At 57.5% G+C, this 15431-nt stretch carries 11 protein-coding genes and 1 tRNA gene; all 12 read right to left on the reverse strand.

Annotated features, from left to right (window positions below; genetic code table 11):
* Window positions 1–41 precede the first annotated feature (41 nt).
* Entirely contained in the window at window positions 42–2189 is a 2148-nt protein-coding gene (gene fusA, locus ACF8FB_RS26600) for an elongation factor G (RefSeq protein WP_003255490.1), read from the reverse strand.
* Between the two features lie 30 nt (window positions 2190–2219).
* Window positions 2220–2690 (reverse strand): 30S ribosomal protein S7, encoded by a 471-nt coding sequence (gene rpsG / locus ACF8FB_RS26605; RefSeq protein ID WP_003246741.1) that lies wholly within the window; start codon window positions 2688–2690, stop codon window positions 2220–2222.
* Between the two features lie 106 nt (window positions 2691–2796).
* Window positions 2797–3168: a 30S ribosomal protein S12 gene (gene rpsL / locus ACF8FB_RS26610; RefSeq protein ID WP_003255492.1), complete on the reverse strand. Its 372-nt coding sequence runs from the start codon at window positions 3166–3168 to the stop codon at window positions 2797–2799.
* Between the two features lie 211 nt (window positions 3169–3379).
* Window positions 3380–7579: a DNA-directed RNA polymerase subunit beta' gene (rpoC, locus tag ACF8FB_RS26615; protein ID WP_010951774.1), complete on the reverse strand. Its 4200-nt coding sequence runs from the start codon at window positions 7577–7579 to the stop codon at window positions 3380–3382.
* Between the two features lie 64 nt (window positions 7580–7643).
* Window positions 7644–11717 carry a DNA-directed RNA polymerase subunit beta gene (gene rpoB, locus ACF8FB_RS26620; RefSeq protein WP_003255495.1) on the reverse strand — a complete coding sequence of 1358 codons (4074 nt, stop codon included), beginning with the start codon at window positions 11715–11717 and terminating at the stop codon, window positions 7644–7646.
* Between the two features lie 220 nt (window positions 11718–11937).
* Window positions 11938–12303: a 50S ribosomal protein L7/L12 gene (gene rplL / locus ACF8FB_RS26625; protein ID WP_003255496.1), complete on the reverse strand. Its 366-nt coding sequence runs from the start codon at window positions 12301–12303 to the stop codon at window positions 11938–11940.
* A 77-nt stretch (window positions 12304–12380) separates the two neighbouring features.
* Entirely contained in the window at window positions 12381–12881 is a 501-nt protein-coding gene (gene rplJ / locus ACF8FB_RS26630) for a 50S ribosomal protein L10 (protein WP_003255497.1), read from the reverse strand.
* Window positions 12882–13078: 197 nt separating this feature from the next.
* Window positions 13079–13774 carry a 50S ribosomal protein L1 gene (rplA, locus tag ACF8FB_RS26635; protein WP_003255499.1) on the reverse strand — a complete coding sequence of 232 codons (696 nt, stop codon included), beginning with the start codon at window positions 13772–13774 and terminating at the stop codon, window positions 13079–13081.
* A complete protein-coding gene (rplK, locus tag ACF8FB_RS26640; RefSeq protein ID WP_003255500.1) occupies window positions 13774–14205 on the reverse strand; it encodes a 50S ribosomal protein L11 in 432 nt (143 codons plus the stop codon). Before rplK ends, rplA begins: the two co-directional genes overlap by 1 nt.
* Window positions 14206–14324: 119 nt before the next feature.
* Window positions 14325–14858 (reverse strand): transcription termination/antitermination protein NusG, encoded by a 534-nt coding sequence (nusG, locus tag ACF8FB_RS26645; protein WP_003255501.1) that lies wholly within the window; start codon window positions 14856–14858, stop codon window positions 14325–14327.
* 9 nt (window positions 14859–14867) lie between these two features.
* Complete coding sequence (secE, locus tag ACF8FB_RS26650) at window positions 14868–15236, reverse strand: preprotein translocase subunit SecE (protein WP_010951773.1); 369 nt, start codon at window positions 15234–15236, stop codon at window positions 14868–14870.
* Window positions 15237–15280: 44 nt separating this feature from the next.
* A tRNA-Trp gene (locus tag ACF8FB_RS26655) sits at window positions 15281–15356 on the reverse strand.
* Window positions 15357–15431: the final 75 nt, after the last annotated feature.

Consider the following 15431-nt stretch of genomic DNA (forward strand, 5'->3'; position numbering starts at 1 on the left):
TTTTCTTTAGCCACGACAGTGAACCTCTTGCCTAAAGGGGATTAGCCTTGTTTTTTAACGAGTGCTTCGACGATGTTCGACGGAGCTTCGGCGTATTTGGAGAATTCCATGGAGTAGCTTGCGCGACCCTGAGACATGGAACGAACGTCGGTTGCGTAACCGAACATCTCTCCGAGCGGTACTTCAGCACGGACGACACGGCCAGAGACCGACTCATCCATACCCTGGACCAGACCACGACGACGGTTCAGGTCACCCATCACGTCACCCAGGTAGTCTTCCGGGGTTACAACTTCGACTTTCATGATCGGCTCGAGAACCACGCCACCGCCCTTCTGGGCCAGTTGCTTGGTCGCCATCGAAGCAGCGATCTTGAACGCCATTTCGTTGGAGTCGACGTCGTGGTACGAACCGTCGAATACCGCGGCCTTCAGGCCGATCAGAGGATAACCGGCAACAACGCCGTTTTTCATCTGCTCTTCGATACCCTTCTGGATCGCAGGGATGTATTCCTTAGGAATCACACCACCAACGACTTCGTTGGAGAACACCAGACCTTCTGTGATGTTGCCCTTGTCGTCCACGTCCGGCTCGGAGAAGCGAACCCAGCAGTGACCGAACTGACCACGACCACCCGACTGACGAACGAACTTGCCTTCGATCTCGACGTTGGATTTGGTGATCTTCTCGCGGTACGAAACCTGCGGCTTGCCGATGTTGGCTTCGACGTTGAATTCGCGCTTCATGCGGTCAACGAGGATGTCCAGGTGCAGCTCACCCATACCGGAGATGATGGTCTGACCGGTTTCTTCATCGGTCTTGACGCGGAACGATGGGTCTTCCTGAGCCAGCTTGCCCAGTGCGATACCCATCTTCTCCTGGTCCTGCTTGGTTTTCGGCTCTACAGAGAGCGAAATCACAGGCTCAGGGAAGTCCATACGCTCAAGGATGATCGGCTTGTCGGCGTTGCACAGGGTATCACCAGTAGTGACGTCCTTCATGCCGATCAGAGCAGCGATGTCGCCTGCACGTACTTCTTTGATCTCTTCACGCTGGTTGGCGTGCATCTGGACCATACGACCAACGCGCTCTTTCTTGCCTTTGACCGAGTTGATGACGGAGTCACCGGAGGTCAGGAAGCCCGAGTAAACGCGAACGAAGGTCAGAGTACCAACGAACGGGTCGGTGGCAATCTTGAAGGCCAGGGCCGAGAACGGCTCGTCGTCGTCAGCATGACGCTCGTCGAACTGCTCTGGCTTGACTTCGTCCTTAGGCACGTCGATCAGGTCAGGGTGGATACCCTTGATCGCAGGGATCTCGGTCGGAGCTGGCAGGAAGTCGATAACGGCGTCGAGAACCAGGGGAACACCCTTGTTCTTGAACGACGAACCGCAGACAGCCGGAACGATCTCGCTGGCCAGGGTGCGCGCGCGCAGGCCTGCCTTGATCTCTTCGACGGACAGCTCACCTTCTTCAAGGTACTTGTTCATCAGCTCTTCGGTGGCTTCGGCGGCGGCTTCAACCATGTTGTTGCGCCATTCGTTAGCCAGCTCGACCATATCCGCAGGAATTTCTTCCTCGCGGTAGGTAGTACCCTTGTCGTCGTCGTTCCAGTAGATAGCCTTCATCTTGATCAGGTCAACCTGACCCTGGAAGTTATCTTCCGAACCGATGGCCAGCTGAACAGGAACCGGAGTGTGACCCAGACGGTTCTTGATCTGACCTACGACGCGCAGGAAGTTTGCACCAGCACGGTCCATCTTGTTCACGTAGACAACACGCGGAACGCCGTACTTGTTGGCCTGACGCCATACGGTTTCGGACTGCGGCTCAACGCCGGAGGTGCCACAGAACACAACGACCGCGCCGTCGAGTACACGCAGCGAACGCTCTACTTCAATGGTGAAGTCAACGTGGCCAGGGGTATCGATAACGTTTACGCGGTAGTTGTCATACTGACCACGGGAACCTTTCCAGAAGGTGGTAACGGCAGCGGAGGTAATGGTGATACCCCGCTCCTGCTCCTGCACCATCCAGTCGGTGGTCGCGGCGCCGTCATGCACCTCGCCCATTTTGTGGCTCAGACCTGTGTAGAACAGGATCCGCTCGGTAGTGGTGGTCTTGCCCGCGTCAACGTGGGCACAGATACCAATGTTACGGTAGCGGTTAATTGCTGTAGTACGAGCCATAAAGCCCTCGCAAAAAGATTGATGCTTGAATTAGAAGCGGTAGTGCGAGAACGCTTTGTTGGCTTCAGCCATACGGTGAACGTCTTCACGCTTCTTGACTGCAGCACCCTTGCCTTCGGCAGCATCCAGCAGTTCGCCGGCCAGACGCAGAGCCATCGACTTCTCGCCGCGCTTGCGGGCGTAGTCTACGAGCCAGCGCATTGCCAGAGCGTTACGACGGGATGGACGAACTTCAACCGGGACCTGGTAAGTGGCACCGCCGACACGACGGGACTTTACTTCGACCAGCGGAGCGATGGCGTCGAGAGCTTTCTCGAAGATTTCCAGGGGGTCGCTGTTCTTGCGTGCTTTGACGGTATCCAGGGCACCGTAAACGATGCGCTCGGCTACGGCCTTCTTGCCGCTTTCCATCACGTGGTTCATGAACTTCGCGAGAATCTGGGATCCGTACTTCGGATCGTCAAGGATCTCACGTTTTGCTGCTACACGACGTCTTGGCATGATAAGCCCTCAAACGGTCTTCAGGTTAGCCCGGGACGTGGGTCTTCGACCCCTGCCCGACCTTACTCTTATCGACTCAAAAAAATGGATGTCTGCAAACGACCGATTACTTCGGACGCTTGGTACCGTACTTCGAACGACCCTGGTTACGGCCTTTAACGCCCGAAGTATCCAGAGAGCCGCGAACGGTGTGGTAACGAACACCTGGCAAGTCTTTTACACGGCCGCCACGAATCAGGACGACGCTGTGCTCTTGCAGGTTGTGGCCTTCACCACCGATGTACGAGGAAACCTCGAAACCGTTGGTCAGACGCACACGACATACTTTACGCAGTGCCGAGTTAGGTTTTTTCGGCGTGGTGGTGTACACACGGGTGCACACGCCACGACGCTGCGGGCAGTTCTGCAGCGCAGGAACGTCGGACTTCTCGACCGAACGCTTACGCGGCTGACGTACCAGCTGGTTGATAGTTGCCATCTACTAGCTCCACTGATTGTCTTGCGACTCTATTGTCTTGCAAGAAAGCCAAAAATTGGCGAGACGGAGCCTCACCAAATTTAAGGGTACAAAAGTCTAAAGAGGATCTTGCACCCAGTCAAGACGAGGCCCCGGCCCTCCCCGCCCGATCATCGGCAACATTTCATGTCGCCGATGATCGCCCGAGGCTTGCCGGGGCCTTGCCCTGTACTTAATTACCGCTGGAATTCAGCGCTTCGGTCAGTGCAGCTTCCACTTCACTGGCGCTTACACGCAGCGGTTTGTCGGCATCACGGCGACGCTTGCGCTCGCTGTGGTAGGCCAGACCAGTACCGGCCGGGATCAGACGACCCACGACCACGTTCTCTTTCAGGCCGCGCAGGTAGTCGCGCTTGCCGGTTACCGCCGCTTCGGTCAGTACGCGGGTTGTTTCCTGGAAGGAAGCCGCGGAGATGAACGACTCGGTGGACAGCGAGGCCTTGGTGATACCCAGCAGCACTCGGGTGAACTTGGAGATGAACTTGTCCTCGCTAGCGAGACGCTCGTTCTCTACCAGCACCTGGGTCAGTTCCATCTGGTCGCCCTTGATGAAGCTGGAATCGCCCGACTCGGAGATCTCAACCTTGCGCAGCATCTGACGCAGAATGGTCTCGATGTGCTTGTCGTTGATCTTCACGCCTTGCAGACGGTAAACGTCCTGGATCTCGTTGACGATGTACTTCGCCAGCGCACTCACACCCAGCAGACGCAGGATGTCATGCGGATCGCTCGGGCCGTCGGAGATAACTTCACCGCGGTTTACCTGTTCACCTTCGAAGACGTTCAGGTGGCGCCACTTCGGAATCAGCTCTTCGTACGGTTCGCTACCGTCGGTCGGAGTGATCACCAGGCGACGCTTGCCCTTGGTCTCTTTACCGAATGCGATGGTGCCGCTGACTTCAGCCAGAATCGAGGCTTCTTTCGGACGACGCGCTTCGAACAGGTCGGCAACGCGTGGCAGACCACCGGTAATGTCACGGGTCTTCGACGTCTCTTGCGGGATACGCGCGATAACGTCACCAACACCGATCTGAGCACCGTCAGCCACACCGACAAGGGCGTTGGCCGGCAGGAAGTACTGGGCAGGTACGTCAGTACCTGGCAGGTACAGATCCTTGCCTGCAGCATCGACCATCTTGATTGCCGGACGGATTTCCTTGCCTGCGGCAGGGCGATCCTTGACGTCCAGTACTTCAATGTTGGTCAAGCCGGTCAGTTCGTCGGTCTGACGCTTGATGGTGATGTTTTCTTCCATGCCCACGAAGGTCACGGTACCTTTCAGCTCGGTAACGATCGGGTGGGTGTGTGGGTCCCACTTGGCGACGATGGCGCCAGCTTCGACCTTTTCACCTTCCTTGACCGAAATCACCGCACCGTAAGGCAGCTTGTAGCGCTCACGCTCACGACCGAACTCGTCAGCAATCGCCAACTCACCCGAACGCGATACGGCAACCAGGTTACCGTCGGCACGCTCAACCTGCTTCAGGTTGTGCAGACGCACCATACCGCCATTCTTAACCTGGACGCTGTCGGCAGCCGAGGTACGGCTTGCAGCACCACCGATGTGGAACGTACGCATGGTCAGCTGGGTACCCGGCTCACCGATCGACTGGGCAGCGATAACGCCGACAGCCTCACCGATGTTCACCTGGTGACCACGAGCCAGATCACGACCGTAGCACTTGGCGCAAATGCCGTAGCGGGTTTCGCAGTTGATCGGCGAACGCACGATCACTTCGTCGATGCTGTTCAGCTCGATGAACTCGACCCACTGCTCGTCGACCAAGGTACCGGCCGGAACGATAACGTCCTCGGTGCCTGGCTTGAATACGTCACGGGCGATGACACGACCCAATACACGCTCACCCAGTGGCTCTACAACGTCGCCGCCTTCGATGTGTGGCGTCATCACCAGGCCCTGATCGGTGCCGCAGTCGATCTCGGTCACTACCAGATCCTGGGCAACGTCCACCAGACGACGAGTCAGGTAACCGGAGTTAGCGGTTTTCAGTGCGGTATCCGCCAGACCCTTACGAGCACCGTGAGTCGAGATGAAGTACTGAAGTACGCTCAGACCTTCACGGAAGTTCGCGGTGATCGGCGTCTCGATGATGGAACCGTCCGGCTTGGCCATCAGACCACGCATACCGGCCAGCTGACGGATCTGGGCTGCGGAACCCCGCGCACCCGAGTCAGCCATCATGTACATCGAGTTGAAGGACTCTTGCTCGACTTCCTTGCCTTCGCGGTCGATGACCTTCTCTTTCGAGAGGTTGGCCATCATCGCCTTGGACACTTCGTCGTTCGCCTTCGACCACAAGTCGATGACCTTGTTGTACTTCTCGCCCTGGGTTACCAGGCCGGAGGCGTACTGGCTCTCGATTTCCTTCACTTCGTCGGTAGCGTTACCGATGATGCGGGCTTTCTCGTCCGGGATAACGAAGTCGTTAACACCGATGGAAACGCCGGAAATGGTCGAGTATGCGAAACCGGTGTACATCAGTTGGTCGGCGAAGATAACGGTCTCTTTCAGACCAACCACGCGGTAGCACTGGTTGATCAGCTTGGAGATCGCCTTTTTCTTCATCGGCTGGTTGACCACGTCATACGGCAGACCTGCCGGCACAACCTGGAACAGCAGCGCACGGCCGACGGTGGTGTCAACGATGCGGGTGTTCTTGACCACCGAGCCATCACGCTCTTTCACGGTTTCGTTGATACGAACCTTGATTTTCGCGTGCAGGGCGGCTTCGCCGGCGCGGAATACGCGGTCGACTTCCTGCAGGTCGGCGAACACGCGACCTTCGCCCTTGGCATTGATGGCTTCCCGGGTCATGTAGTACAGACCCAGTACAACGTCCTGCGACGGAACGATGATTGGCTCACCGTTGGCTGGCGACAGGATGTTGTTGGTCGACATCATCAGCGCACGCGCTTCGAGCTGGGCTTCCAGGGTCAGCGGCACGTGAACGGCCATCTGGTCACCGTCGAAGTCGGCGTTGTACGCAGCACAGACCAGCGGGTGCAGCTGAATAGCCTTACCTTCGATCAGTACGGGTTCAAACGCCTGGATACCCAGACGGTGAAGGGTCGGTGCACGGTTGAGCAGTACGGGGTGTTCGCGAATCACTTCAGCGAGAACGTCCCACACCTCTGGCAGCTCGCGCTCGACCATCTTCTTGGCAGCCTTGATGGTGGTCGCCAGACCACGCATTTCCAGCTTGCCGAAAATGAACGGCTTGAACAGCTCGAGGGCCATCTTCTTCGGCAGACCGCACTGGTGCAGACGCAGGGTCGGACCTACGGTAATTACCGAACGGCCGGAGTAGTCAACACGCTTACCGAGCAAGTTCTGACGGAAACGACCTTGCTTACCTTTGATCATGTCGGCCAGGGACTTCAGCGGACGCTTGTTCGAGCCAGTGATGGCGCGACCACGACGGCCGTTGTCCAGCAGAGCGTCAACCGCTTCCTGCAGCATGCGCTTTTCGTTGCGCACGATGATGTCCGGCGCCGACAGATCCAGCAGGCGCTTCAGACGGTTGTTACGGTTGATCACCCGGCGATACAGGTCGTTCAGGTCGGAAGTCGCGAAACGGCCACCATCCAGCGGAACCAGCGGACGCAGGTCCGGCGGCAGCACTGGCAGGACGGTCAGGACCATCCACTCAGGCAGGTTGCCCGAGCCCTGGAAAGCTTCCATCAGCTTCAGACGCTTGGAAAGCTTCTTGATCTTGGTTTCCGAGTTGGTCTGCGGAATTTCTTCGCGCAGGCGGCCGATCTCGTGCTCCAGGTCGATAGCGTGCAGCAGCTCGCGGACAGCCTCGGCACCCATACGGGCATCGAAGTCGTCACCGAACTCTTCCAGCGCTTCGAAGTACTGCTCGTCGTTCAGCAGCTGGCCCTTTTCCAGGGTAGTCATGCCCGGGTCGATAACGACATAGCTCTCGAAGTAGAGCACGCGCTCGATATCACGCAGGGTCATGTCCATCAGCAGGCCGATACGGGACGGCAGCGACTTCAGGAACCAGATGTGGGCAACCGGCGAGGCCAGCTCGATGTGCGCCATGCGCTCACGACGAACCTTCGCCAGGGCAACTTCAACGCCGCACTTCTCGCAGATTACGCCGCGGTGCTTGAGGCGCTTGTACTTGCCGCACAGGCACTCGTAGTCCTTGACTGGGCCAAAGATCTTGGCGCAGAACAGGCCGTCACGCTCAGGCTTGAACGTACGGTAGTTGATGGTTTCCGGCTTCTTAACTTCACCGAACGACCACGAACGGATCATTTCAGGCGACGCCAGACCGATGCGGATGGCGTCGAACTCTTCGACTTGACCCTGGTTTTTCAGCAAATTCAGTAGGTCTTTCAAGGCCTTTCCTCCTGGCGGAGCAGGGAGCGGGCATTACCTGCCCCACTCCCCTTCGCGTCACGTGTTATTCGGTTTCCAGATCGATATCGATACCGAGCGAACGGATCTCTTTGATCAACACGTTGAAGGACTCGGGCATGCCCGGCTCCATACGGTGATCGCCATCCACGATGTTCTTGTACATCTTGGTACGGCCGTTCACGTCGTCCGACTTCACTGTGAGCATTTCTTGCAGGGTGTATGCCGCGCCGTATGCTTCCAGCGCCCACACTTCCATCTCCCCGAAACGCTGACCACCGAACTGCGCCTTACCACCCAGCGGCTGCTGGGTAACCAGGCTGTAGGAACCAGTGGAACGCGCGTGCATCTTGTCGTCCACCAAGTGGTTCAGCTTGAGCATGTACATGTAACCAACGGTCACAGGACGCTCGAACTTGTTGCCGGTACGGCCATCGAACAGCACCATCTGGCCGCTCTCTGGCAGGTCGGCCAGCTTCAGCATGGCCTTGATCTCGCGCTCCTTGGCACCATCGAAGACCGGGGTAGCCATAGGCACGCCTTTCTTCAGGTTGTTAGCCAGGGCCAGGATTTCTTCGTCGGTGAACTCGTCGAGGTTTTCCTGACGACCGCCGATCTCGTTGTAGACCTCGGTCAGGAACACGCGCAGCTCAGCGGCTTTACGCTGCTCTTCGAGCATGCGGTCGATCTTCTCGCCCAGACCCTTGGCCGCGAGGCCCAGGTGGGTTTCAAGGATCTGACCAACGTTCATACGCGAAGGTACACCCAGCGGGTTCAGTACGACGTCAACCGGAGTACCGTTGGCATCGTGCGGCATGTCTTCAACCGGCATGATGACCGAGACGACACCCTTGTTACCGTGACGACCGGCCATCTTGTCACCCGGCTGGATGCGGCGGCGGATTGCAAGGTAAACCTTGACGATCTTCAGTACGCCCGGTGCCAGGTCATCGCCCTGCTGCAGCTTGCGCTTCTTGTCTTCGAACTTGTCGTCCAGCAGACGGCGACGGTCGACGATGTACTGCTGAGCCTTTTCCAGCTGCTCGTTCAGTGCATCTTCAGCCATGCGCAGTTTGAACCACTGGCCGTGCTCCAGACCGTCCAGCACCTCGTCAGTGATCACGGTGCCTTTCTTCAGGCCCGCACCACCATCAACTACCTGGCCGTTCAGGGCAGAACGCAGACGCTCGAAGGTCGCACCTTCAACAATGCGGAACTCTTCGTTGAGGTCCTTGCGGATCTCGTCGAGCTGCATCTTCTCGATGGCCAGCGCGCGGCTATCGCGCTCCACGCCATCACGGGTGAAGACCTGTACGTCGATGACAGTACCCTTGGTGCCGGTTGGCACACGCAGGGAGGTGTCCTTAACGTCGCTGGCCTTCTCACCGAAGATTGCGCGCAGCAGTTTTTCTTCCGGAGTCAGCTGGGTTTCGCCTTTTGGCGTGACCTTGCCAACCAGGATGTCGCCAGCGCCAACTTCAGCACCTACGTAAACGATACCGGCTTCGTCCAGCTTGTTCAGTGCGGCTTCACCCACGTTCGGGATGTCCGCAGTGATTTCCTCTGGGCCGAGCTTGGTGTCACGCGCCACACAGGTCAGTTCCTGAATGTGGATGGTGGTGAAGCGATCTTCCTGAACAACACGCTCGGACAGGCAGATGGAGTCTTCGAAGTTGAAGCCGTTCCACGCCATGAACGCGATGCGCATGTTCTGACCCAGAGCCAGCTCACCCATGTCGGTGGACGGGCCGTCGGCCATGATGTCACCACGCTGAACCTTGTCACCCTTGCTCACCAGCGGACGCTGGTTGATGCAGGTGTTCTGGTTCGAACGGGTGTACTTGGTCAGGTTGTAGATATCCACACCCGCTTCGCCGGTTTCCACTTCGTCGTCGGCAACGCGAACAACGATACGGCTGGCGTCGACCGAGTCGATCACACCACCGCGGCGAGCAACCACGCAGACACCGGAGTCACGGGCAACGTTGCGCTCCATGCCGGTACCTACCAGCGGCTTGTCGGCACGCAGGGTCGGTACAGCCTGACGCTGCATGTTCGAACCCATCAACGCACGGTTGGCGTCGTCGTGCTCGAGGAACGGAATCAGCGACGCTGCAACGGAAACAACCTGCTTCGGCGAAACGTCCATCAGGGTGACGTCTTCCGGCGCCTTGACGGTGAATTCGTTCAGGTGACGAACTGCTACCAGCTCATCGATCAGTTGCTTCTTGTCGTTCATCGCGGCCGAAGCCTGTGCGATGACGTGATCTGCCTCTTCGATTGCCGACAGGAACACGATGTCGTCGCTGACAACGCCTTCCTTCACCACGCGGTACGGGCTTTCCAGGAAGCCGTACTGGTTGGTGCGGGCATAGGCCGCCAGGGAGTTGATCAGACCGATGTTCGGACCTTCAGGGGTCTCGATCGGGCACACACGGCCATAGTGGGTCGGGTGTACGTCACGGACTTCGAAGCCGGCACGCTCACGGGTCAGACCGCCAGGGCCGAGTGCGGAGACACGGCGCTTGTGGGTAATCTCCGAGAGAGGGTTGTTCTGGTCCATGAACTGGGACAGCTGGCTGGAACCGAAGAACTCTTTCACCGCTGCCGCTACCGGCTTGGCGTTGATCAGGTCTTGCGGCATCAGGCCTTCGCTTTCCGCCATCGACAGGCGTTCCTTGACCGCGCGCTCGACACGCACCAGGCCAACGCGGAACTGGTTCTCGGCCATCTCGCCGACGCAACGTACGCGACGGTTACCCAGGTGGTCGATGTCGTCGACGATGCCTTTGCCGTTACGGATATCGACCAGGGTCTTCAGAACCTCGACGATGTCTTCCTTGCTCAGCACGCCCGAACCCTCGATCTCGGTACGACCGATACGACGGTTGAACTTCATGCGGCCTACGGCGGACAGATCGTAACGCTCGGCACTGAAGAACAGGTTGTTGAACAGGGTCTCGGCTGCGTCCTTGGTTGGCGGCTCGCCTGGACGCATCATGCGGTAGATCTCGACCAGCGCTTCCAGTTGGTTGCTGGTGGTGTCGATCTTCAGAGTGTCAGAGATGAACGGACCGCAATCGATGTCGTTGGTGTACAGGGTCTCGATACGGACAACCTGCGCCTTGGCGACCTTGATCAGCAGCTCGGTAGTCATCTCGGTGTTGCATTCGGCGAGAATTTCGCCGGTAGCCGGATGCACGATAGCCTTGGCGGTAGTGCGGCCCAGGACGTATTCCATTGGAACGTCCAGTTGCTTGACGCCGGCCTTCTCGAGCTGGTTGATGTGGCGCGCGGTAATACGGCGGCCTTGCTCGACGATGACTTTGCCGGTTTCGTCATGGATGTCCATGACTGCAACTTCACCACGCAGACGCTGCGGTACCAGTTCCAGGCTGAGTTTTTCGCCGGAAATGTGGAACACGTTGGTGGTGTAGAAGGTGTTCAGCACTTCTTCAGTGCTGTAACCCAGGGCGCGCAGCAGCACCGAGGCCGGCAGTTTGCGGCGACGGTCGATACGCACGAACACGCAGTCCTTCGGGTCGAACTCGAAGTCCAGCCAGGAACCGCGGTAAGGGATGATGCGAGCGGAGTACAGCAGCTTGCCCGAGCTGTGGGTCTTGCCACGGTCGTGGTCGAAGAACACACCAGGCGAACGGTGCAGCTGGGAAACGATCACACGCTCGGTACCGTTGATAACGAAGGTACCGTTCTCAGTCATCAGGGGGATTTCACCCATGTAGACTTCTTGCTCTTTGATGTCCTTGATCGCTTTGTTCGACGATTCCTTGTCGAAGATGATCAGGCGCACCTTGACCCGCAGTGGGACCGCGAAGGTCACGCCACGCAGGACACATTCCTTCACATCGAAGGCGGGTTCGCCCAGGCGATAGCCTACGTACTCCAGGGCAGCATTGCCGGAGTAGCTGATGATCGGGAATACCGATTTGAAGGCCGCGTGCAGGCCGACGTCGCGGAAGTGATCCTTGGATGCTCCCGCTTGCAGGAATTCGCGATACGAATCCAGCTGGATGGCCAGGAGGTAAGGCACATCCATGACGTCCGGCAACTTGCTAAAGTCCTTGCGGATACGTTTTTTCTCAGTGTATGAGTAAGCCATCAGCGTTCCCCAGCTTGGTCACCTGCTTGTTTGGCTTCTCCCGGCGGGAGCAGCCAGAAAATCGTGCAAACCCCTTGGTTTGCGCCACCCACATGGGTGTCTTGCAGCTCGTTATCGGGACCGGCCTGACCGGCCACCAATAACGGAAAAAGGCCGGTGGCATAAGCCACCAGCCATCAGCCTTTCGCTCAACGCTCAGGCTGGCATCGCAAGGTCGAGATTACTTCAGCTCGACTTTAGCGCCTGCTTCTTCCAGCTTCTTCTTAGCGTCTTCAGCGGCTTCTTTCGAAACGCCTTCAGCTACAACCTGAGGAGCGCCATCGACTTTCTCTTTGGCTTCTTTCAGGCCCAGACCGGTCAGTTCGCGAACGGCCTTGATCACGTTCACTTTCTTGTCGCCGGCTTCAACCAGAACAACGTTGAACTCGGTCTGCTCTTCAACAACGGCAGCAGCAGCAGCTGGGCCAGCAGCGGCAACAGCAGCGGTAACGCCGAAGGTTTCTTCCATTGCTTTGATCAGCTCAACAACTTCCAGAACGGTTTTCTGGCCGATTGCTTCGATGATTTGTTCGTTAGTCAGAGACATGACTTAAATCCTGTATTGGGGTGACAGCCTACGCAGCCATCAAATTAAACGTATGATTTTGAAAGAATTCGCGCGCCTTAGGCGGCGGTAGCTTCTTTCTGGTCGCGAATGGCTGCCAGAGTACGAGCCAGCTTGCTGGTGGCGCCTTGAATAACGCTCATCAGTCGTGCAATAGCTTCGTCGCGGGTCGGCAGGGTAGCCAACACGTCGATCTGGTTCGCTGCAATGAAATTGCCGTCAAACGCAGCTGCCTTGATCTCGAACTTGTCCTGACCCTTGGCGAACTCTTTGAACAGACGAGCAGCAGCGCCCGGGTGTTCGTTGGAGAAAGCAATCAGGGTCGGGCCTTTGAACGCGTCGTTGAGGATCGAGAATTCGGTGCCTTCAACAGCGCGCTTGAGCAGGGTATTACGCACTACACGTACGTATACGCCAGCTTCGCGGGCCTCTTTACGGAGTCCGGTCATTGCGCTTACAGTCACACCACGGGCATCAGCCACGACAGCGGACAGAGCGACTTTGGCAGCCTCGTTGACTTCAGCGACGATGGCCTTCTTGTCTTCGAGTTTAATTGCCACGGGTTTACTCCTGGTTTTTACCGTTTCATCTGGCCGAGGCCGGATGTCGTTTTGGTGTCTGATTCGGTAACGAATCGGGAGCACCATCTGCGTGGGCTGATGTTTTAAGGCTTGCGCCGCCTACGGTCTTGGATAGCCCCCGCCAGGCAGGGACCCCAATTTTTGCTGGCGGCGCGACTGGTCGCGCCGCCATGTTCTTACACGTTCAGCGAGCTCTGATCGATGACCAGACCTGGGCCCATGGTGGTGCTCAGGGTAACGCGCTTAACGTAGATACCTTTCGAGGAAGCTGGCTTGATACGCTTCAGGTCAGCGATCAGGGCTTCAACGTTTTCCTTCAGCTTGTCAGCTTCAAAGCCGATCTTGCCAACGGAGGTGTGGATGATACCGTTTTTGTCGGTACGGTAGCGAACCTGACCAGCCTTGGCGTTTTTCACGGCAGTGGCTACGTCTGGGGTCACGGTACCAACTTTCGGGTTAGGCATCAGGCCGCGAGGACCCAGAACCTGACCCAGCTGACCTACAACGCGCATGGCATCAGGCGATGCGATAACGACGTCATAGTTCAGGTCGCCGCCTTTCATTTCGGCAGCCAGATCGTCCATACCTACGCGATCAGCGCCGGCAGCCAGAGCAGCTTCAGCTGCTGGACCCTGGGTGAAGACAGCAACGCGAACGGTCTTGCCAGTGCCGTGTGGCAGCACGGTAGCGCTACGTACGACCTGGTCGGATTTACGCGGGTCAACACCGAGGTTAACGGCGATGTCGTAGGACTCGACGAACTTGGCAGCAGGCAGCGAGGCCAGCAGAGTTGCCGCTTCTTCGAAGTTGTAGGCCTTGCCTGCTTCGATTTTCTCGGCGATTGCCTTTTGGCGTTTGGTCAGCTTAGCCATTACACACCCTCCACGTTCAGGCCCATGCTGCGGGCAGAGCCAGCGATGGTGCGTACAGCAGCGTCCAGGTCAGCGGCAGTCAGGTCAGCCTGTTTGGCTTTCGCGATGTCTTCCAGCTGAGCACGGGTAACGGTACCGACTTTAACGGTGTTCGGGCGAGCCGAACCACTGGTCAGGCCAGCAGCTTTCTTCAGCAGAACCGAGGCAGGGGTGCTCTTGGTCTCGAAGGTGAAGCTACGGTCGCTGTAGACAGTGATGATCACTGGAGTCGGCAGGCCGGCTTCTTGACCCTGGGTACGGGCGTTGAAGGCCTTGCAGAATTCCATGATGTTCACACCATGTTGACCCAGTGCTGGACCAACGGGTGGGCTTGGGTTGGCCTGGCCGGCCTTAACTTGCAGCTTGATGTAAGCCTGAATCTTCTTAGCCATGAGCTACTCCAAAATCGGGTACGAACGCCTGATGGCTCCCCGGATGACTTGCGTTTTATCCCAGTGACGACAAAACCCCGCAGCACACAGGGCTGCGGGGTATGGGATGCTTCGTCCGCCTAGACCTTTTCGACCTGGCTGAACTCGAGCTCCACCGGAGTAGAGCGACCGAAAATGAGCACCGCAACCTGCAGGCGACTCTTTTCGTAGTTAACTTCTTCGACACTACCATTGAAGTCAGCGAACGGACCATCAATGACTCGAACCACTTCACCTGGCTCGAACAGCGTCTTGGGCTTCGGCTTATCGCTACCGTCAGCAACGCGACGCAGGATGGCCTCAGCTTCTTTATCGGTAATCGGCGCAGGCTTGTCAGCAGTACCGCCAATAAAGCCCATCACGCGAGGGGTGTCCTTGACCAAGTGCCAAGTCCCTTCATTCATCTCCATCTGGACCAGTACATAGCCAGGGAAGAATTTACGCTCACTCTTGCGCTTCTGGCCGTTGCGCATTTCGACGACTTCTTCGGTCGGGACCAAGATCTCGCCGAAACCGTCTTCCATGCCAGCCAGCTTGACGCGCTCGATGAGGGAGCGCATTACATGCTTCTCGTAACCCGAGTAAGCATGCACAACATACCAACGCTTAGCCACGGGACACCTTTAGCCAACGATCAAGGAGACCGCCCAGCCGAGCAGGGAGTCGAGCCCCCACAGCAGCAGTGCCATAACCAGCACGACAGCCACGACAATCAGCGTGGTCTGGGTGGTTTCCTGGCGGGTCGGCCACACGACTTTACGAATCTCGGTACGAGCTTCCTTCGCCAGCGCAAAGAACGACTTGCCCTTCGCAGTCTGCAGAGCTACAAAGCCCGCGACAGCAGCAAGGACGAGAAGTACAAGAACGCGATACAGGATTGGAGAGCCGGAGTAATATTGATTACCCACAACACCAACAACCACCAAAGCCACTACAGCCAGCCACTTGAACAGATCAAAACGCGATTCTTGGGCTTCAGTTTTGGGGGTCATCGAGGAGGATCCTGTAAGAAGAAAGCCATCACACCGAGGTGAAATGGCAGGTCAGGAGGGAATCGAACCCCCAACCTACGGTTTTGGAGACCGTCGCTCTGCCAATTGAGCTACTGACCTGTAACGCTGTATCAGGCCGGCCATTATACCGGCCTGATCAAGTAAATCAACTACTTATTCAATAATTTTTGCTAC

Source organism: Pseudomonas sp. yb_2 (genome assembly GCF_043103905.1).
Taxonomy (GTDB): Bacteria; Pseudomonadota; Gammaproteobacteria; order Pseudomonadales; family Pseudomonadaceae; genus Aquipseudomonas; species Aquipseudomonas alloputida.